The sequence below is a fragment of the Specibacter sp. NPDC057265 genome (assembly GCF_042668835.1).
Taxonomy (GTDB): Bacteria; Actinomycetota; Actinomycetes; order Actinomycetales; family Micrococcaceae; genus Specibacter.
Genome location: NZ_JBHUYE010000001.1, coordinates 204,451 through 225,314, shown reverse-complemented (window position 1 = coordinate 225,314; position 20,864 = coordinate 204,451). Strand labels below are relative to the sequence as shown.

The window sequence follows — 20,864 nt, the reverse complement described above, 5'->3', positions numbered from 1 at the left end:
TTTATATTTCCCTTTATGACGCCGATCCACCCCAATGTGACGTTTCTGGCACTTGTGGTGCCGGCGCCACCGGCAGGATCAGCACTGCGCCGAGGGGTCCTGGAAGCCGAGCAGGGCCTTGCGCAGGGTGTCCAGGCCCACCGAGCCAAGGTTCAATGCCTGGGTGTGGAAGCCGCGCAGGGAGAAGTCAGCGCCGTCGCGCTCTGCCCGGGCATCACGGATCTCCTCCCACAGCCGCTGCCCGATCTTGTACGACGGCGCCTGCCCGGGCCAGCCCAGGTAGCGGTTGAATTCAAAGTCCAGCTGGCCTTCGGAGATGTCCAGGTTCGCGCGCAGGAATTCCAGGCCCTTTTCCGCCGTCCACGTGCCGGTGCCCCACTGCGGCGGCACCGGCAGTTCCAAATGCACGCCAATGTCAAAGACCACCCGGGCGGCCCGCATGCGCTGCCCGTCCAACATGCCCATTTTCTCGCCCGGGTCCTTCAAATGGCCCAGCTCGTCCATGAGCCGTTCGGCGTACAGGGCCCAGCCCTCGCCGTGCCCGGAAACCCAGCAGACATTGCGGCGCCAGTCGTTGAGCAGTCCGCTTTGCCCGGTGGCCGTTGCCACCTGCAGATGATGGCCGGGGACGCCCTCGTGGTAGACGGTGGTGGTTTCGGCCCAGGTGGTGAAGGTGTCCTCGCCGGCCGGAACGGACCACCACATGCGGCCCGGGCGGGAAAAGTCCTCCGAGGGGCCGGTGTAGTAGATGCCGCCGTCCTGCGTGGGCGCAATCCTGCACTCCAGGGTGCGCATGAAGTCGGGGATGTCGAACTGGGTGCCGGCAAGCTCGGCCACGGCGGCGTCGGACAGCTGCTGCATCCACGCCAGCAGTTCATCGGTGCCGTGCAGGGTCCGTGCGGGGTCGGCGTTGAGCAGTGCCTTCGCCTCGGCTATCCCGGCGCCGGGGGCGATGCGCTGCGCCACGGCCTCCTGCTGCGCAATGATGCGGTCCAATTCAGCCACGCCCCAGGCGTACGTTTCCGCCAGGTCCACGGTGGCGCCTAAAAACTCCCGGGAGGCCAGGGCGTAGCGTTCGGGCCCCACGGCGTCCGCCGCGGGCGCCGCCGGAAGCAGTTCCTGCTGCAAAAAGGTTTCCAGGGCCGCGTACGCCGCCCGGGCCAGTCCGGCGTTGGCCTCCAGTGCTGTGCGAAGCTTTGCGCCAAGCTCCGCGGGGGCCCCTGCTGCCAGCGACGTGAAGAAGCCGTCCGGCGCGGCGTGGCGCCGGCATTGCTGCGCCACCGCCACAACCTGCCGCCGCGCACTGACCAGCCCCCGCTCGGCGCCTGCGCGCAGGGATTGGATGTAGCCGGCAATGGCGCCGGGGACGTTGGCCAGCCGGCCGGCAATGTGCTCCCAGTCGGTGGCGGTGGCTGTGGGCATGAGATCGAAAATGGCCCGGATGTTCTGCGCGGGGGAGGCAATGTTGTTTAGTTCAGCCAAGGGCCAGCCGGTGGCGTGCAGTTCCAGCTCCAGGCCCAGACGCTCCCGCATGGCGTGCAGGGTCACGGCGTCGACGGCGTCAACGGGCTCCAGCGGCGCCAATTCCGCCAGGGCGGTGCGCGCGGCCTGCGCCAGCGCGTCCAGCCCGGCCGGGGAGTGGTCGCGGTATGCGCGCTCGCCCCCGGGACGGCCCAGTTCGGTGGCGAAGCCGGGGTCAAGTTCAAGCAGGCGCTCTGTGTAGGAGTTGGCGACTGCATCAATGGCGGTGGCGGTCCGGGCAGGCTGCGATGGCAAGGTCATGCCACCGAGCCTACCGGGCCGGCTGCCGCCGGCGGGGCCGGTGGCGCTATTTGGCTGAGCGCCGCCACGCCCCGGCACCGGGTGCGGGGGGCAGGTGCAGGCGGGCCCGCCGCGCCCAGTGGCGCGCATTGTGTCCCTGCCGCGCCTGCGCCGCGCCACTTTGGAGGGCAAGGACCACTGCCGTCACGGCGGCCAGTTCCGCCGCGGTGGGATTGCCGCGGCCCACGCTGAACAGCGGCTCCTGCGCCGGTGTCCCGAAGGTCCCGTCCGGGTTCTGGGAGGGTGCGGGCATCACAGCGGAATGTTCCCATGCTTCTTGGCGGGCAGGCTGGCACGCTTGTCCCGCAGCGCGCGCAGGCCCCTGATCAGCTGGATGCGGGTGTCCGAGGGGGCAATCACGGCGTCCACGTAGCCCAGTTCGGCAGCCTGGTAGGGGTTGAGCAGCTCGTCCTCGTAATCGCGGACAATCTCCGCGCGCCGGGCCTCCACATCGCCGCCGTCGGCCTCCACTGCCGCCAAATCGCGGCGGTACAGGATGTTCACGGCGCCCTGGGCGCCCATGACGCCGATCTGGGCCGTGGGCCAGGCCAGGTTCAAATCCGCGCCAAGCTTCTTCGAGCCCATGACAATGTACGCTCCGCCATAGGCCTTGCGGGTGATCACCGTCAGCTTGGGCACCGTGGCCTCGGCGTAGGCGTACAGCAGCTTCGCGCCGCGGCGGATGATGCCCTGGAACTCCTGGTCCTTGCCGGGCAAAAAGCCGGGCACGTCCACCAGGGTGATGATGGGGATGTTGAAGGCATCGCAGTTGCGGACAAAGCGGGCGGCCTTTTCCGAGGCGGCAATGTCCAAGGTGCCGGCAAACTGCATGGGCTGGTTCGCCACGATGCCCACGGTGTGGCCCTCCACGCGGCCGTAGCCAATCATGATGTTGGGTGCGTACAGGGCCTGCATCTCCAAAAAGTGGCCATCGTCAAGGATCTGCTCAATGACCGTGTGCATGTTGTACGGCTGGTTGGCCGAATCCGGGATCAAGGCATCCAGCGCCAGATCGCCGGCGTCGGGCTCCAGCTCCTGCTCATGCTCGGCCACGGGCGCCTCGGCCAGGTTGTTGGCGGGCAGAAAGTCCAACAGTTCACGGACAAAGTCAATGGCGTCGGCCTCGTCGCTGGCCAGGTAGGTGGAGGTGCCCGTGGTGGCGTTGTGCTGGCGGGCCCCGCCCAGGGTCTCCATGTCCACGTCCTCGCCGGTGACGGTCTTAATGACGTCGGGGCCGGTGATGAACATGTGGGAGGTCTTGTCCACCATCACCACGTAGTCGGTCAGGGCGGGGGAGTAGGCCGCGCCGCCGGCACACGGGCCCATGATGAGGGAAATTTGCGGCACGACGCCGGAGGCGTGGACGTTGTTGCGGAAAATGTCCGCAAACATGGCCAGCGAGGCCACGCCCTCCTGGATCCGGGCGCCGCCGCCGTCGTTGATGCCCACCACGGGACAGCCGTTGCGCAGCGCAAATTCCTGGACCTTGACGATCTTTTCGCCGTTGACCTGGCTCAGGGAGCCGCCATAGACGCTGAAGTCCTGGCTGTAGACGGCGATCAGGCGGCCATCGACGGTGCCGTAGCCGGAAACCACGCCGTCACCCAGCGGCTTCTTTTTCTCCATGCCAAAAGCCGTGGAGCGGTGCACGGCCAGGGCGTCGAACTCCACGAAGGAGTCCGGGTCCACCAGCAGGTCAATGCGCTCGCGGGCGGTGTTCTTGCCCTTCGCGTGGTGCTTCTCAACGGCCGCCTGGCCCGAGGGCATCTTGGATTGAGCCGAGCGCTCGCGGAAATCGGCTATCTTGCCCGCTGTCGTGGAAAGGTCGTGGCTCATACATACTCCGGCTCGGTAGGGCTGTCACGTGGCGCCCCCATTGATGGGAACCACACAAAAAAGCAAAGTGTAGCTCCAGTGTAGTAATGCCTGCGTGCCTTGCCTGTGTAGGAACCCTACAAAGTCGCAAGGAATCGCTGGCAGGTTCCCCCCTCCGGCGGCGCCGCGCCGGGTGGGGGCGGGGGTGCGGGCGGGGGTGGGGGCGGGGCGGGGGTGCGGGCAGGAGTTCGGCGTGTCAGTGACCCGGGATAGGCTTTAAGGCATGAACGGCGTTTTCCCTGTAATGCTTCAGCCATGAACCGGCCCAGCCTGCGTGCCCCGGCGCTCAAAGCTGCGCTGCTGCATCCAGAGGGGGCCTTTGAACGGGTGGAAGTGGTGGATTCCACCGGCTCGACCAATGCCGACCTTGCCGCCGCGGCCGCCGATCCACAGCAGCACTGGCCCGATGCCTCGGTCCTGATTGCCAATGCCCAGGAGGACGGCAAGGGCCGCCTGGGACGTTCCTGGGTGGTGCCTGCCGGTGCCGCCATGATCTCCAGCGTGCTGCTGCGGCCTGCCGCATCCACCTTGCCCGGCGCCGGATTTGCCCCCACCGGCTACGCCTGGTTGTCCGTCCTGGCGGGAATTGCCCTGTGCCGGGGCGTGAAGTCCGTGGCCGGCATTTCCGCCGAACTTAAATGGCCCAACGATGTGGTGGTCAATGGCCGCAAACTCGCCGGCATCCTGGCCCAGGTGGTGCCGGCGGGCCCCGGCGGGCCGGCGGGCCGCGGCCCTGCCGTGGTGGTCGGTGCCGGCCTCAATGTCAGCGCCCGGGGCCACGAGCTGCCCACGGACCGCGCCACCTCGCTGCTGCTCGAAGGCGCCGCCGCAGCCGGGCTGGACCGCAATGCCCTCCTGCCCGCCTACCTCAATGGCTTCGCCGCGCTGTACCGGCAGTTCCTTGCAGCCGGTGGCGACGCCCAGGCACCCCTGGGCGGCGGGGCGCCTGGTGCCGGGACCACGCTGCTGGAGTTGGCCGCGGACCACATGGGCACCCTGGGCCAACAGGTCCGCGCGGAACTGCCCGGCGGCGTGCTCCTGACCGGCACCGCCACCGGGCTGGCAGTTGACGGCGCCCTGCTGCTGCGTGAGGCCCATGGCAGCGTGCACACCATCAGTGCCGGGGACGTGGTGCATTTGCGCCGCGCCGGAGCTGACGGCACGGTGCGCTATGCATAAGTGGCTCCTGGACGGAGAGCAGGTGGAAATCAAGTGCCGGCCGCATGCGCGCGTGCTCATCTGGCCCATCACCGTGGGCCTGTTCATTATTCTGTGGGGTTCGGCGGGCCTGGCCAAGCTGCAGCCGGCACCCTTTGACGACTGGGCCGCCGGGGCCGAGCCCCTGCGGGGACCTGCCATTGTGCTGCTGCTGGCGGTGGTGGCCTTTTTGCTGGTGCTGTATCCCCTCCGTCGGGTGCTGCGGTGGAATTCCACCCGCTATGTCCTGACCAGCCGGCGCCTGCTGGTGCGCCGCGGCCTGCTGCAGCGCAGCATGGAAAGCTATTTTTTGGAGCAGCTGCAGGAAATCCGCACCGTCCAGTCCTGGCGGCAGCGCCTGGTGGGCTCCGGGGATCTGCAGCTGTTCCTGCTGGCGGGGTCCGTGCGGACGGTGCCCGAAGTTCCGTTCCTGCGCAGCTTCAACAGTGAAGCGCAGCAGGCCTGGAGCCTGGCGGCGCGGTTCCCTGTCCAGCAAACTCCCCGGCTGGGGGACTACGCTGGTGGGGAAAACATGAGTGAAAAGGAGCTGCGCGAGCTTGGAAGAAACAACTGATGTACCCGAGCCCTCGCTGTCCCCTGCCTCCCGCAACCAGACCAAGGCCCTGGAAGCGCATCTACTGGGTGGGGAACGCACCCTCAAACGCCGTGACGTGGCCGCCGGGGCCGGTGTGTCCCTGCTCTCGGCCCGCAAAATTTGGCGCGCCATGGGCTTTCCCAACCTCGGGGACGACGACGTCGCCTTCACCGAGCGTGACAAGGACGCCCTGCAGACGGTGGTCACGATGGTCCGCGAGGGTTTGCTGACGGAGGAGACGGCCATTTCCGTGACACGCTCCATTGGCCAAATGACCGACCGCATGGCGGTGTGGCAAATTGAGGCGCTGGTGGAGGACCTGGTGGCTGAACATGGCGTCAGCGACGCCGAGGCCCGCCGCGCAGTGGTGTCCGAACTGCCCAACCTCATTGCCCCGCTGGAGGAACTGCTCATTTACTCCTACCGCCGCCAGCTCAATGCCGGCGTGCAGCGCCTGGCCGTCCGCGCCCAGGAGGGCCTGGCCGCCAGCGAACTGGGCCGGGTGGGCGGCGAGGACGACGCGCCGCTGCCGCTGGCCCGGGCCGTGGGCTTTGCCGATCTGGTCAGCTACACCTCCCTTTCACGGCGCATGAATGAAAAGACCCTGGCCCGCCTGGTCCAGCGCTTTGAAAACATCTGCGCGGAAATCATCAGCGTCGGCGGTGGCCGGCTGGTGAAGACCATTGGGGACGAGGTGCTGTTCAACTGTGAAACACCCGTGGCCGGAGCCCAAATATCCCTGGCCCTGGCCGAGGCCATGGCAGCGGACGACTTCCTGCCCGAAGCCCGCGTGGCCATGGTGTGGGGGCGGGTGCTTTCCCGCCTGGGCGACATTTACGGCCCCACCGTGAACCTGGCCGCCCGCCTGACCTCCCTGGCCGAGCCCGGCACAGTATTGATTGACTCCGTCACGGCCTCCGCCCTGACCGATGACGACCGTTTTGTCTTGACCCAGCTGCCGATGGAAAACGTCCGCGGCTTTGGTGAAATATCCCCCGTGCTGCTTTCCCGCGGCGAGGGCCAGGGACTGGTGGTCGATTAGCTGCACCCTGCGGCGTTTTAGCCCTTAACTCCGCGCCCAAGGCGGAGTAGGGTGAAACAGCAGCGGCCACCCAAGAGGTGCGGCCGCGCGGCATACGGGAGGCCAGGGGCCATGAACACCGACAGCGCGGACCACGGATACCGGGCAGCCCTGGACCGGGCGCATGAGCATGCAAACCAATGGCTGGACTCCCTGCCGGCACGCCCCATGGGGCCGCGCATGAATGCCGACCAGCTGCTGGCGCGGTTCGCCACACCCCTGCAGGAGCAGCCCCTGGAGCCTGCCGCGGTCATTGACGAGTTGGCGCGGCTTGCGGAACCGGGGCTCATGGCCATGCCTGCGGGCCGTTTCTTTGGCTGGGTCATAGGCGGCACGCTCCCGGCCGCCATGGCCGCGGATTGGCTGGTCAGTGCCTGGGATCAAAATGCCGCCATGCGCTACGCCACCCCCGCCACGGCCGCCGCCGAGGAAGCGGCCGGAGCGTGGCTGCTGGAACTGCTGGGCCTGCCCGAGGGATCCGACGTGGGCTTCACCACGGGGGCCACCAGCTCCAACTTTGCAGCCCTGGCCGCCGCCCGGAGCCACGTGCTGGACCAAACCGGCTGGGACCTGGCGGCGGACGGGCTCTGCGGGGCTCCGCGGATCCAGGTCTTCACAGGCGAGCAGGGGCACGTTTCAGTGGAGCTGGCCCTGAAATACCTGGGCCTGGGCCGGCCAATCCCGGTGGCGGCGGATTCCCAGGGGCGCATGCTTCCTGCGGCGCTGGCTGCGGCGTTGGAGCGCAAGGCAGGACCGGCCATTGTCATCCTGCAGGCCGGAAACCTGCATTCGGGCGCCTCGGACCCTCTGGCCGAACTGGCGGAGATCGCCCACCGGCACGGGGCCTGGGTGCACGTTGACGGCGCCTTTGGGCTGTGGGCGGCTGCCAGTCCCACCCACCGCCACCAGCTTGCCGGCCTGGCGGACTGCGACTCCTGGGCCACCGATGCGCATAAAACACTTAATGTGCCCTATGACTGCGGCGTGGTCATGGTCTCCCGCCCGCAAGTGCTGCGCTCGGTGTTTGGCGCCCACACCAGCTACCTCATCTCCGATGACCACGGGCCCGGCGATCCCTTTGAGAAGGTGCCGGAAATGTCGCGCCGGGCCCGCGGCGTCCCGGTGTGGGCGGCCCTGCGCTCCCTGGGCACCTCGGGCGTGGCGGCCCTCATTGACACTTTGGTGGAGCACGCGCAAAGCTTTGCCGCCGGCCTGGGGCGGCTGGAGGGCGTGGAGGTCCTGAACGAGGTGGTGTACACGCAGCTGTGCGTCAGTTTTGGCTCCGATGCACGCACCCGCAACATCACTGCCCGGATGCTGGCCGACGGCACGGCCTGGATGTCAGGCTCCCACTGGGCCGGGCGGGACGTGCTGCGGATTTCGGTCAGCAATTGGACCACTGACGCCCGCGATGTGGCGCTCTCCCTCGCCGCCGTCGAACAGGCCATGGCGGCCGAGGACGCCAATGAGCCCATGCCGCAAAGCCGCAATTGACCCCGACGGCTGACCCGCGGCACCCCACCCCCTGCGCAATGTCCCCGCTTTCCCAAGGACCGCAGCGGGGGATGGGGCGCCGCCGTGATGTGACAAAGCCGTGGTGACGTTGAGAAAACCATTAGCCCATCATGTGGAGCAATCCGCTAGGATTGCAGGGGGCTCCGCATGCAGGCGCCCGGTCTCACGTACCCGAGGTCACCACGATTCGGATAGATAAAGGTTTTCCATGGCTTTGAGCGATCTCTTCACCAAGTCCTCGAACAAAAAACAGTTATTCAGTGCCGGTGCCACGGCGCTGGCCGCCACAGTGGTGGTTGCAGGTGCTGTGGTGTATCCGGGTTTCACCACCGCCGACGTGGACCTCAATGACGGCAGTGTCTGGGTCACCAACAAGGTGGACGGCCTGGTGGGCCACCTCAATGACCAGTCCAAGGTCCTGGACGGCGGCTTCAGCGCCACCACCGCCGAATTTGACGTGGTTCAAAACGGCGGCAATGTCTTCATGAGCGGTGACGGCGGCAGTCTGCTCAACCCCGTCAATGTCCCCATGATGGCCATGTCGTCCGAGACCCGCGTGGGCGGCAGGCAGGTCTCGCAGGGCAGCAACATCATTGCCCTGACCGATTCCGGCACCGGCAAGGTCTGGGCCATGGACAACGCGGCAGTGCCGGCCTTTAATGACAAAACCCTCCAGCCCATCCTGTCCGGCCTGGACAGCGCAGTCTCCGTCACCGCCCCGGATGACACCATCTACACCGTCGACAGTGAAAAAGGCGAGCTGATCACCACCGTGCTGGACGACGCCGGCAAGGCCGCCTCCCAGGACCGGGTGGTCTTGGCGGGCCTGGCCGGCACGGCCACCGTGCAGATCACGGTGGCCGGCGGCAAGCCGGTGGTCCTTGATCCCAAGAGCGGGAAGCTGTTTTTGCCCGACGGCAAAAACGCCACCATCCCCAACGCCGGGGCCGCACTGCTGGCCCAACCCAGCGCCGAGGGCGACTTCGTGGCCGTGGAGACCGCCACCGCCCTTTACACCCAGCCCCTGGATGGAACCGCCGCCAAGGTGTTGGAGCTCGGCGGCAGCGGCAAGGCCGTGGCGCCGGTGGTGCAAAACGGCTGCGTGCATGCGGCCTGGTCGGGGGCCAACAAGTACGCCCTTTCCTGCCAGGGAAGCGGGGAGCTGGTGGACATTCCCAAGGCCGCAGCCTCCTCACAGTTTGTCTTCCGCAAAAACCGTGACGTGGTGGTCCTCAATGACACCAACACCGGCAACGTCTGGCTGGTGAACCAGAACATGCTGCTGGTGAACAACTGGGATGACCTGAAGACCGATCTGAAGACCGCAGACAATGCGGACAAGGAATCCGCCGACCCCAATGTGGTCAACACCCTCCCGGACCGCACCAAACCCAACCGCCCGCCCGAGGCCGCCCCGGATTCCTTCGGCGTCCGGGCCAACCGCACCACGATCCTGCCTGTCCTGTTCAATGACTCGGACCCGGACGGCGACGTGCTCACGGTGTCCGCGCCCGACGTCGGCCCTGCCCTTGGCGCGGTGGAATCCATTTACGACGGCACGGGCCTGCAGATTGCCGTCCCCGCCGAACAGGGCGGCGCCGCCACCTTCGCGTACACGGCCAACGACGGCCGGGGCGGAACGGCGAAGGGCACCGTGGATGTGCGCGTGGTGCCGGAGAGCGAGAACACCCCGCCCAAAACCATGCGCGACACCACGCTGGTGGTCGAGCAGGGCCAGACCATGAAGCAAAATGTGCTCACGGACTGGATCGACCCCGACGGCGACGACATCTACCTCAACTCAGCCGTCTCCGACGACGGTTCCGCGGTCATTAAAACCACCCCCGACGGCGAGCTGAGCTACACCGACGACGGGGAGGAAATCGGCATGAAGTCCATGACCATTTCCGTCTCCGACGGCCGTGACATCACCGAGAAAAAGCTCAAGGTCAACGTGCTGCCCGCCGGCACCGTGCCGCCGGTGGCCAACGCCGACTTTGTCCGCGCCGTGGCCGGGCAGCCGGTGGTGCTGGAACCGCTGAAGAACGACCAGGACCCGGCCGGCGCCAAACTGCGCCTGGCCAGTGTGGCCAAGGTGGGCACCGCCACGATCTCCGAAATTGCGGACAACGGCACCGTCACCTTCACCTCCGACACCGTCGGTCCGGTCTACTTGGAATACCAGGTCACCAATGGCCCCATGAGCGCCTCGGGCCTGATCCGTGTCGACGTGGTGGAACCGGACACGCAGGGACTGCCGGTGGCTGTGAAGGACCTGGTGATGCTGCCCTCGGGCGGCACGGCACTGGTGGATGTGCTGGGCAACGACTCCGATCCCGCCAGCGGGGTGCTGGTGATCCAGTCCGTGGAGCTGCCTGCCGGCTCACCGGTCTCGGCCACCATTGTGGAACGCAACATCATCAAGCTCACCGACCTGCGCGGCCTGCAGGACAAAATGAGCATCAAGTACACCATTTCCAATGGTGCCGGCAGCGCCACGGGCGAAATTTCCGTGGTCCGCATTCCCGCCCCGGACAAGCTCAAGCCGCCGCGGGTGGAACCGGACACGGCCATTGTGCGCGCGGGGGATGTGGTGAGCATTCCGGTGCTGGCCAATGACACCGACCCCAATGGTGAAGTGTTGAAGTCCCCGGCCGTGGTGGAGGCCCCGGATGCGGCTGACGGCAAGCTGTTCACCGACCAGAACCAGCTGCGCTTCATTGCCGGACCCACGGCAAAGACCGTGCAGGGGGTGTACAAGGTGGCCAACAGCACCGGCCAGTTCAGCTCCGCCCCCGTCACCATCACCATTGTGGCCGCGGATCCGGAAAACAACCTGCCGCCGGCGCCCAAGAACCTGACCGGCCGCGTCATTGCCGGGGACCTGGTGCGCATCCCCGTGCCCTTGTCGGGCATTGACCCCGAGGGCGACTCCGTGGAACTGGTCGGCATTGACCAGGGCCCGGCCCTGGGCACGGCGGAGACCGGCAACGGCTACATTTTCTACACCGCCGGCGGCAGTTCCGCAGGCACCGATTCCTTCAGCTACCGGGTGCGCGACCGTCAGGGGGCCGAAGCCACCGCCAGCGTGCAGGTGGGTGTGGCACCGCCGCTGGCAGTGAACCACCCGCCCGTGACCGAGGATGACTACATCACCATGCGCCCGGGCCGGAAGGTGGCGCTGGATGTGCTGCTCAATGACGCGGACCCCGACGGCGGTGCGCTGGGCCTGGTGGCCGACGGCTTCGAAGGCCCGCAGGAAATGCTGCCCTCCGTCACCGACAAGAGCAAGGTGCTGGTGACCTCCCCGGCGGAACCGGGGATTGCCACCATGCTGTACACGGTGGCTGACAAGTTTGGCGCCCGCGCCACCGGCAACATCCGCATGACGGTGACCCCCGATGCGCCGTTGAAGGCGCCCATTGCCCGCGACGACCGTGTCACAGTGGCGCAGATGCTGGGCAAGAACACCGTGGATGTGCCGGTGCTGGAGAACGACGCCGACCCGGACGGTGTGACGGAGGACCTGGAGATCAGCATTGAGAAGGTCAACGGCATCAATTCCGATTCCGCCTCGGTGACCGGCAACGGCACTGTCCGTGTGGTGCTGGCACCCCAGGACCAAATGGTGGCCTACACCGTCACGGACGTCGATGGCCTCAAATCCACGGCAGTGGTTTGGGTGCCGGGGCTGGACAAGCAGTACCCGGTGCTTAAAAGCAACGAGGTGATCCGCCTGACCGCCGGTGAAAGCGCCGTCATGAAACTCGAAGACTACGTCCAGGTCCGCGAAGGCCGCAAGCCGCGCCTGACCGAGGCCGCCCGGATCTCCCTGGTGGGAGCGGGCAAGGAGAACGTCATTGTGGGCGAGGGCGAGGGCGTGAACTACGCCGCGGACATCAAGTTCTACGGTCCCGGCTCCATCACCTTTGAAGTCACTGACGGCACGGGCCCGGATGATCCGGAAGGCCTGAAGTCCACTTTGACCGTCATGACGCTGGTGGACCCTGCCCCCGTGGGCGCCAAGGACGAGGAAGAGGAAAAGCCGGAGGAGAAGAAAAACACCCCGCCCACCTTCACCGGCTCCTCCCTTGAGGTGCCGCAGCAGGAGACAGTGACCTTGGACGTGGGGCCGCTGGCCTTTGACATTGACCCCGGGGACCAGGAAAAGTTCCGTTACGCACTCAGCGGCAACAAGCCGGCAAACTTTGACGTGGACTTCTCCGGCACGGTGCTGAAGGTCAAGCAGCGTGACGGGACCAAGGTCGGGGAGAGTGCCACCGTGCAGTTGAGCGTCAACGACGGCAGCAACCCGCCCGTGACCGCCGATGTGGTCCTGCGCGCCACGTCGTCGTCCCTGCCTTTGCCCGTGGCCAATGAGGACGTGGTCCTTGATGCGCACGCCGGGCGGGCCGAAGTGATCAAGGTGCTGGAGAACGACGTCAACCCCTACCCGGATACGGCCCTGCGCGTGGTGAACACCTCCACGGAGACGGGCAGTGCCGGTGTGACGGTGACCCATGTGGACAATGCCGTGACAGTCAACAGCGATCCCGACTACAAGGGCACCGTGGTGGTGCGTTATGTGGTGGAGGACAAGACCAAGGACTCCGCACGCCACGCCACCGGCCGCATTAAGATCACCATCAAGGGCAAGCCCGACGCTCCGGAGAAGCCGCAGATCCTGGAGGAAAAGGACAAGTCGGTGCTGCTGAAGTGGGAGCCTCCTGCCGACAACGGCTCACCCATCACCAAGTACACGGTGGCTTGGGCCGGCGGCACGCAGGACTGTGAAACCAACACCTGCACCATCAAGGGCCTCACCAACGCCAAGGAATACCGGTTCACCATTGCCGCCACCAATGCCGTGGCCACCTCGGCCCCGTCGGCGCAGTCGGTGGTGGCCATTCCCGACCGCAAACCCGATGCCCCCGCAGCCCCCAGCACCGAGTTCGGTGACAAGGCAGCGACTGTGCAGTGGGTGACCCCGGTGGGTGAATTCTCCGCCGTCACCAAGTTCGACGTGCAGATTTCCCCGGCACCGGCGGGCCAAAACGCGCAAAAGTCCGCGGTCACCGGCAACTCCCTGACGTGGACGGGACTGGAAAACGGCACCGAGTACCAGTTCCGGGTCCGGGCCATCAACAATGCGCCCAACCCGTCCGAATGGAGCCCGTACTCCAAGTCCGTGGTGCCCGCCGGCAAGCCGGCCGCCCCAGCCGCGCCCACCGTTCAGGTGCTGGACCGCGTGGGCACCCAAAACCAGATCTCCGTGAGCTGGAACGAGCCCTTCACCAATGGCGCGGCCATTGCCAAGTACACCTTGACGCAGCAGGGCGGCGGCGGCGGGGCCGTATCCACCACCGTCACGGGCACCAGCAAAACAGTGACCGTGGACAACTCCACGGCCGCCTACACCTTTTCTGTGACAGCCACCAACAAGGCCGGCACCGGCGGACCCAGCCCGTCCTCGACCCCGCAAAGGGCAGTGGGCAAGGTGGGCACCATGGCGGCACCAGGGATTGCCGTGGCCAACCAGAACGCCGCCGGCGGACGCGTCACCGTGACGTATCAGCCGCTCAGTGCCGCCCAGCTCAATGGCTACGCCGCCAACGAGGTCACGTATTGCGTGATCCTTTCCACCACGGGTGAGCGGTGCGGGGTGCCCTCGGGCGTGGAACTGCCCTCGCCCAACGGGGCCAATGTGACGGCCACGGTGCTGGCCAGGGCCAACGCCGGTGGAATTGCCTCCACCAGCGACGCCTCCGGCGCCTCAGCTGCGGTAAAGCCTTTTGGCACTCCCGGCAAGGCCGGCATTTCCGGCAGCAACGGCGCCCAGGACTCCCAAAATGTGTCCTACTCCTGGTCCTATCCGGGTGGATCCGTGGACGCCGTGTCCATTGAAGTCAAGGTTGGCGGCGGCGGCTGGGAGGCAAAGGCCGGCAATGGCAGCGCCAGCTACAACACCGGCGGCTACAGCACTCCCGTCACCATCAAGGTGCGTGCCAAGAACTCCGTGGGCACCTACGGCCCCGAGGACAGCGTCAGGCTCACCAGTGGCGCCAAGACGCCGCCCCCGCCGCCGGAGCCCAAGACCTTCGTCCAGGTCAAGGCCGGCACCTGGCACTCCTGCACCCAGGGTCCCGGCGAGAACAGCAACTATTCCAACTCCGGTGGCACGTCCATCTGTGATGGTGTGCGTTCCCCCGGCGGGAACGTGGACTTGGGCGGAAAGTGGCTGGACACGGCCGACGGCTGGGTACGGGTGTCCGGTTGCCGCAACGATTGGTACGTCATGTCCAGTGGGCCCCACCCGGGCCGCTGGGTCCGCGGTGACACCGTGAACGCCCGTGACGAGGACGGCGGCGGCATCCGCTGCTAGGCGCAGCTGACGGCAGCTAAAGTGGGGGGCGCTTCCTTGCGGGGGAGTGCTCCCCATTGCCGTTTCCGCCCCGGGGGTGGACAGTGGCAATGGCGGATTCCGTCCGCCAGCTCGCAGCACACCGTCTCATCCCGCCGGACCCCACCGGCTGAGTTAAGGGTTTTTCATGGCTTTACCCGCTTTTGCCACCACGTCCGCACGCAGGCGCCTCTACTCGGCGGGTGCGGCAACGCTGCTCACCGGCGCGGTGGTGGCCGGGGCGTTGATCTACCCCGGCTTCAGCTCCGCCGATGTGGACCTCAACGACGGCGGCGTCTGGGTCACGAACCAAAGCATCAACATGGTGGGCCACCTCAACGTCCCCTCCAAGCTGTTGGACGGCGGCTTCACTGCCACGGCTCCTGGCTTTGACGTGCTGCAGGATGCCGGGACGGTGTTCATGGACAACGATTCCGGCACGCTGCTGAACCAGGTGGATGTCCCCGCCATGACCTTGACCCAGGACACGCCGCTCGGTGGCAGCAAGGGCGTGTCCCTCGGCTCCCACATCACAGTCATTGCCGATCAAAATGCCGGCAAGGTCTGGGCGCTGCCCACCTCCATGGCCGGTTCCTTTGATGAGAAGACCAGCAAACCCCTCCAGGAGAAACTGGGCAACGCCAGGGCCGCCGTCGCGCTGGCCATCGACGACGGCGTCAGTACGGTTTTCGCCCTCAACCCCCGTGGTGCCGTCCTCACCGAGGCGCGGTTGGATGCCGAGGGCAAGGTCCTGCACAGCAGCGACACCACCCTTGAGGGCCTGCCGGATTCGAACAAGCTGCAGCTGACCACCGTGGGGGAGCAGCCGGTGGTGTTCAACCCCGAGACGGGCACCGTGTTCCTGCCCGGCAACAAGCGGGTGGAATTGCCCCAGGCCAAGGGTGCGGCCCTGCAGCAGCGCAGCGAAACCGGGGATTTTGTGGCCCTGCAGAGCGGCAAGGAACTGCTGCTCCAGCCCCTGGACGGCGGCGCCGCCGGCACGGTCGACGCCGGCTCCGTGGGCCGCCCCATTGCCCCCGTGCAGCAGGACGGCTGCGTCCACGCTGCCTGGAACGGCTCCAACCAGTACCTTTTTTACTGCCCCGGCCAGGACGGAAAACCCGTCAGCATCCCCCAGGCCACCGCCGCCTCCAAGCTGGTGTTCCGCAAAAACCGCGGCAACGTGGTCCTGAACGACATGGCCGGCGGCGATGTGTGGCTGGTGAACCAAAACATGCTGCTGGTGAACAACTGGGATGGCCTCACCGTGGATCAGCAAAACGCGAAGGACGCCGACAAGGACTCCACTGACCCGAACGTGGTCAACACACTGCCGGACAGGACCAAACCCAACCGCCCGCCCCTGGCCGAGGCCGACCAGTTCGGCGTCCGCGCCGGCGGCACCACCCTGCTGCCCGTGCTGTACAACGATTCCGACCCGGACGGCGACGTCCTCACGGTCCGCGACAGCGCCGGGAGCATTGCCGCCGGAACCCTGCAGACCGTCTACGGCGGCACCGGCCTGCAAATTACCGTGCCCGCCGATGCCCCCACCGGCACGGAATCCTTCAGCTACACCGCCGACGACGGCCGCGGCGGCACCGCCACCGGCAATGTCAGCATCCGCGTGGTGCCGGAGACTGAGAACACCGAGCCGGCCTCCATGCGCGCCACCACCATGGTGGTGGCGCAGGGGCAGACCATTGCCCAAAACGTTCTGGCCGACATGATCGACCCTGACGGGGACAGCATCTATCTGGTGGGTGCCACGTCCAAGGAGGAGACCGGACAGGTGAAATTCACCCCGGACGGGGAGTTGAACTACAGCGATGACGGCTCCACCAACGGCATGAAGACCGTCACCGTGCAGGTCTCGGACACCCGCTCCATTGTGGAAAAGGACATTAAGGTCAACGTCAAACCGGCCGGCGGAGTGCCGCCGGTGGCCAACGCCGACTACCAGCGCGTGGTGGTGGGGCAGGAAGCCGTGGTGGCCCCGCTGAAGAACGACCAGGACCCCCTGGGCGGGGAGCTCCGGCTGGCCAGCGTGGACAAGTCCGAGACCGGCCGCGTCTCAGCCATTGCCGACAACGGCACCTTCACCTTCTCCGCCGACACCGTGGGCGCCAGCTATCTGAGCTACCAGGTGACCAACGGCCCGCAGAGCGCCACGGGACTGATCCGCATTGACGTGGTGCCGGCGCAGGAGGAGCTGGCCCCCATTGCCGTCAAAGACATGGCGCTGCTGCCCCTGGGCGGCACCGTGCTGGTGGACGTTTTGGGCAATGACACCGATCCCGCGGGCGGGGTGCTGGTGGTCCGGGGCGTCACCGTGCCCCAGGACTCCGGCGTGTCCGTGACGGTGCTGGAGCACAACATTGTCAAAATCACCGACATCCGCGACCCACTCCGCCCCATCGCCCTGGAGTACACGGTGGCCAACGCACAGGGCAGCGCGAAGGGGAGCATCGCCGTCGTCCGCATCCCGTCGGCGTCCACGCTGCAGCCGCCCACGGCCTCCCCGGACACCGTCGATGTCCGGGTGGGGGATGTGGCGCGCATCCCGGTGGTGGCCAATGACTACGATCCCAACGGCGATGTGCTGAAAAACCCCGAGATTATTCAAGCTCCGGCAGCGGATGCCGGCAGCCTCTGGGTGGACCAGGACTCGCTGCGCTTTTTGGCCAAGGACGTGCCGGGTTCCATGACCGCCATTTACAAGGTCACGAATGATTCCGGGCAATCGGATTCCGCGTCCGTGACCATCAATGTCATTGCCGCCGATCCGGAACGCAATTTGCCGCCGGCGCCGAAAAACGTCCAAGGCCGGACCATTGCCGGCGGGCAGAGCAAAATCCAAATCCCGCTGGACGGCATTGACCCCGACGGCGACTCCGTGCGCCTGGTGGGCGTGGACATTCCACCCACCCTGGGCACCGCCGTCGCCGGCAACGGCTTCATCATTTACACCGCCGCCGGAAACTCCGCCGGCACCGACAAGTTCAGCTACCGCGTGCGGGACCGCCTGGGCGCAGAGGCGGTGGGCACAGTGGAAGTGGGCATTGCCCCGGAGGATTCCGTAAACCGCCCGCCGGTGGCCGCCGACGACTTCATCTCCATGCGCCCGGACCGCCCCGTGGCCCTGGACGTGGTGCTGAACGACGCCGATCCGGACGCCGACAAGCTGTTCGTCACTAAGGACGGCTTTGCCGGTCCGGAAGAGATGCGGCCCTCCGTAACGGAGCTGGGCCGCGTGCTGCTGACCAGCCCGTCCACCCCGGGCACCGCAACCATGGGCTACACCGTCAGCGACCCCTCCGGCGCCACGGCCACAGCCAACATCCGCATGACTGTCACCGCCGATGCGCCGCTGCGCGCCCCCATTGCCCGCGACGACGAGGTGACGGTGCAGGAGGCCCTGGGCAAGAACACCGTCAGCGTGCCCGTGCTGAAAAACGACGAGGACCCCGACGGCGTGGCCGAGGCACTGGAGATTTCCCTGGTCCAGGGCGCCGGCGTGCCCTCCAACGCCACGGTCACCTCCGGGGGTTCTCTGCAGATTCCGTTGCTGCCGGAGCCGCAAATGGTCCCGTACACGGTCACCGACCGCGACGGCCTGGCCTCCACCGCCATTGTGTGGGTCCCGGGCCAGGACGCGCAGTACCCGGTGCTTATGAACAGCGAAGCCATCAAGCTCCAGGCGGGGGAGAGCGCCACCGTCAAACTCAGCGACTACGTCAAGGTCCGCGAGGGCCGCACGCCACGCATCACGCAGGCCGACAAGGTCCAAATGATTGGCGCACCGGCCCTAAATGCCGTGACCGCCGACGGCGCCGGGCTGGACTACAGGTCCTCTGTGGAGTTTTACGGTCCCGGCTCCATGACCTTTGAGGTCACCGACGGCACGGGACCCGAAGATCCGTCGGGGCTGAAATCGACGTTGACCATCATGACCGAGGTGGCCCCCGCGCCGGCCAAAAACCTTCCCCCGGCGCTGCAGGGCACCACCATCGAAGTGGCCCAGCTGGAATCGGCCACCGTCAACCTGGCACTGCTGGCCGCCGATCCCGAAAAGGATCCGCTGAAGTTCTCCGTGGCGGAGCCCGGCGTGCCCGGCATCAAGGCCACGCTCGACGGCGCCCAGCTCACCGTGGAGGCTGACAGGAACGCCACCCTCGGTGCCGTGTTCTCGCTGAGCATCTCGGTCGATGATGGCAGCAATCCGTCCGTGCGGGCGGAGGTGTCAGTGACCGTCACGTCGTCGACCAGGCCCAAGGCCGTGGCCAACGACGACTCCGTCCCCGACGCCTTCGCCGGACGTTTGGAATCCGTGGACGTGCTTGGCAATGACGTCAACCCCTTCCCGGACACCCCGCTGAAAGTTGTCAACGCGGTCATGAGCACGGGCGCGCCGGGCACGCAGGTGGCGGTGGCCGGGGACCAGGTGGCTGTGCAGGCGCCGGAGGACTTCACCGGCAATGTGGTGGTCAGCTACACGGTGGCCGACGCAACCGGCGACAGCGCCCGGAACGTGGACGGCCGCATCACCTTGAACGTCAAGGGCAAGCCGGCCGCGCCCGCCGCGCCCCTGGTGCAGGAGGTCAAGAGCAAGACCGTGCTGCTCAAATGGGCCACCCCGGTGGACAACGGCTCGCCCCTGACCGGGTACACGGTCATGCGCAGCGACGGTGTGAAGCAGGAATGTGCCAGCAACACCTGCCAAATCACCGGCCTCACCAATGCCAAGCCGTACACCTTCACCGTCAGCGCCAAGAACGCCGTGGGGGAGTCCGCCTACTCCAAGGCCTCCGCCACGGCCACGCCGGACCAAAAGCCCGACAAGCCGGCCCCGCCCACCATTGTTCGGGGGGACCGGCAGCTGGAGCTCAACTGGGTCAAGCCGGTGGGTGAATATTCGCCCGTGAAGTCCTTCAATGTTCAGATTTCACCCGTTCCCGCCGGCCAAAATCCGCAGCGGACGGTCACGGCCACCAAGCTCACCTGGCCGGGACTGGTCAACGGCACGGAGTACACCTTCCGGGTCCAGGCAATCAATGACGCCCCCGACCCCTCGGAGTGGAGCGGGTACGCCGCCAAGCCGGGCAAGCCCGCGGGCAAGCCGTTCACCCCGGCCGCGCCCACCACCACGCTCGTGGACCAGATTGGCAGCCAAAACCAGCTGCGGGTGAATTGGACGCAGCCCAACCTCAATGGCGGGGATCTCAAGCAGTACACGCTGTTTACCTACCTTGACGGTGCCCAGACTGCAGCGGTCACCACCACGCAGACCAGCCAAACCGTGTCCCTGCCCAATGCGGTGGCAAAATACACATTCAAGGTGCAGGCCACCACTGACGTGCAGCCCTCGGATTTAAGTCCAGCCTCAGCGCCGTGGCGGTCCGTCAGCCAGCCGGGCCAGGTGGCTGCGCCCATCATCGCGGCGGCCAACACCGGGGGAGCCGGCGGATCCGTCACAGTTAATTTCGCGCCGCTGTCTGGACCGGCCCTGGGTGGATCCACGCCGGCGGAAATGAGCTACTTCGCCAATGTAACCCCTGGGGGCAAGAATATTGCCGTGACCCCCGGCGGCACCGTGCCCGCCAGCAATGGTGCCTCCACCACCGTCACCGTCTATGCCAAATCGTCGGCCTTCGCCAGCGCCGGGAACGCGTCACCGGCGTCGAACGCGGTGGTGCCCTTTGGTGCCCCCGGAACGGTGGGGCTGGACGGCAACGACGGTGCCAAAGACAGCAAAAATGTGTCCTACTCCTGGCGTTACCCCGGCGGCGCAACGGATGCTGCAGTGGTCCAGACACGCGTCAACGGCGGCGGATGGACAGACCGGAGAGACAATGGCAGCGACACCTTCAACACTGGCGGCTACAACACCGAGGCGGTCATTGAAGCCCGGACCGTCAACTCTGTGGGCACACCCGGGGGCGTCAAAAGGGTTTCTCCAAAGAGCGGCGCGGAAACCCCGCCGAAGCCCACCAGCTGGACGGTTCAGGCGGCTCCGTACAGAAGCTGTTTGGAAGCTACCACTGGCAGCGACCACTTTGTGGACGGCAACCCGCCCTCCTGCAGTTCCAAGTGGTTGGAACCCGGAGTGTCGGTTGAGGTGAGCTGTTGGAAATACTGGGGCTCTTCCGACAGCGGCAAGCAGTGGTACCGCATCACCTCCGGGGGATACGGCCAGTGGAACCATGTGTCCGTCCGCACGACCAATAGGGAAAGCATCCCGGCCGACATGCCGCGCTGCTAGGGCGTGCTGGACACCGGTAGAACAGGGGAGACGTTCGAAAGGAGGCATGAAGGTTTATCGCATGAAGTTTCCCGTCATTGCTGGCCTGTAGTGGGAAAATAGTTTCGAATAATTGTTT

Annotated in this window: 9 protein-coding genes; 6 read left to right on the top strand and 3 right to left on the bottom strand. The window is 66.6% G+C overall.

What is annotated here, in order from left to right; translation table 11 throughout:
• Positions 1–78 precede the first annotated feature (78 nt).
• Genes ACFUCV_RS00965 through ACFUCV_RS00955 form a run of 3 tightly spaced genes read right to left on the bottom strand, consistent with a single transcriptional unit; the run spans position 79 to position 3,657 of the window.
• Positions 79–1,782, bottom strand: a complete 1,704-nt coding sequence (locus tag ACFUCV_RS00965; protein ID WP_380811036.1) for a DUF885 domain-containing protein — start codon at positions 1,780–1,782, stop codon at positions 79–81.
• 46 nt (positions 1,783–1,828) lie between these two features.
• Positions 1,829–2,074, bottom strand: coding sequence for an acyl-CoA carboxylase subunit epsilon (locus ACFUCV_RS00960; RefSeq protein ID WP_380811034.1), 246 nt, complete (start codon positions 2,072–2,074; stop codon positions 1,829–1,831).
• A complete protein-coding gene (locus ACFUCV_RS00955; protein WP_380811032.1) occupies positions 2,074–3,657 on the bottom strand; it encodes an acyl-CoA carboxylase subunit beta in 1,584 nt (527 codons plus the stop codon). Before ACFUCV_RS00955 ends, ACFUCV_RS00960 begins: the two co-directional genes overlap by 1 nt.
• Before the next feature lie 294 nt (positions 3,658–3,951).
• On the opposite strand from ACFUCV_RS00955, the gene ACFUCV_RS00950 reads away from it, so the two are divergent.
• The 6 genes from ACFUCV_RS00950 (at position 3,952) to ACFUCV_RS00925 (ending at position 20,746) form a co-directional block, all read left to right on the top strand.
• On the top strand, positions 3,952–4,875 hold the full coding sequence (locus tag ACFUCV_RS00950) for a biotin--[acetyl-CoA-carboxylase] ligase (RefSeq protein ID WP_380811030.1): 924 nt from the start codon (positions 3,952–3,954) through the stop codon (positions 4,873–4,875).
• Positions 4,868–5,467, top strand: coding sequence for a PH domain-containing protein (locus tag ACFUCV_RS00945; RefSeq protein ID WP_380811028.1), 600 nt, complete (start codon positions 4,868–4,870; stop codon positions 5,465–5,467). Before ACFUCV_RS00950 ends, ACFUCV_RS00945 begins: the two co-directional genes overlap by 8 nt.
• Positions 5,451–6,530: an adenylate/guanylate cyclase domain-containing protein gene (locus ACFUCV_RS00940; RefSeq protein WP_380811026.1), complete on the top strand. Its 1,080-nt coding sequence runs from the start codon at positions 5,451–5,453 to the stop codon at positions 6,528–6,530. Before ACFUCV_RS00945 ends, ACFUCV_RS00940 begins: the two co-directional genes overlap by 17 nt.
• A gap of 111 nt (positions 6,531–6,641) precedes the next feature.
• Positions 6,642–8,063: a pyridoxal phosphate-dependent decarboxylase family protein gene (locus tag ACFUCV_RS00935; RefSeq protein ID WP_380811024.1), complete on the top strand. Its 1,422-nt coding sequence runs from the start codon at positions 6,642–6,644 to the stop codon at positions 8,061–8,063.
• Positions 8,064–8,292: 229 nt separating this feature from the next.
• The gene (locus tag ACFUCV_RS00930) at positions 8,293–14,466 is read left to right on the top strand and encodes an Ig-like domain-containing protein (protein WP_380811022.1); all 6,174 of its coding nucleotides are present in this window, start codon (positions 8,293–8,295) and stop codon (positions 14,464–14,466) included.
• Between the two features lie 166 nt (positions 14,467–14,632).
• Positions 14,633–20,746, top strand: a complete 6,114-nt coding sequence (locus ACFUCV_RS00925) for an Ig-like domain-containing protein (protein WP_380811020.1) — start codon at positions 14,633–14,635, stop codon at positions 20,744–20,746.
• Positions 20,747–20,864 lie beyond the last annotated feature (118 nt).

Coding starts and splice junctions, on each gene's coding strand:
- ACFUCV_RS00925 (WP_380811020.1), top strand. CDS start 14,633: ATGGCTTTACCCGCTTTTGCCACCACGTCCGCACGCAGGCGCCTCTAC.
- ACFUCV_RS00960 (WP_380811034.1), bottom strand. CDS start 2,074: ATGCCCGCACCCTCCCAGAACCCGGACGGGACCTTCGGGACACCGGCG.
- ACFUCV_RS00945 (WP_380811028.1), top strand. CDS start 4,868: ATGCATAAGTGGCTCCTGGACGGAGAGCAGGTGGAAATCAAGTGCCGG.
- ACFUCV_RS00930 (WP_380811022.1), top strand. CDS start 8,293: ATGGCTTTGAGCGATCTCTTCACCAAGTCCTCGAACAAAAAACAGTTA.
- ACFUCV_RS00950 (WP_380811030.1), top strand. CDS start 3,952: ATGAACCGGCCCAGCCTGCGTGCCCCGGCGCTCAAAGCTGCGCTGCTG.
- ACFUCV_RS00955 (WP_380811032.1), bottom strand. CDS start 3,657: ATGAGCCACGACCTTTCCACGACAGCGGGCAAGATAGCCGATTTCCGC.
- ACFUCV_RS00935 (WP_380811024.1), top strand. CDS start 6,642: ATGAACACCGACAGCGCGGACCACGGATACCGGGCAGCCCTGGACCGG.
- ACFUCV_RS00965 (WP_380811036.1), bottom strand. CDS start 1,782: ATGACCTTGCCATCGCAGCCTGCCCGGACCGCCACCGCCATTGATGCA.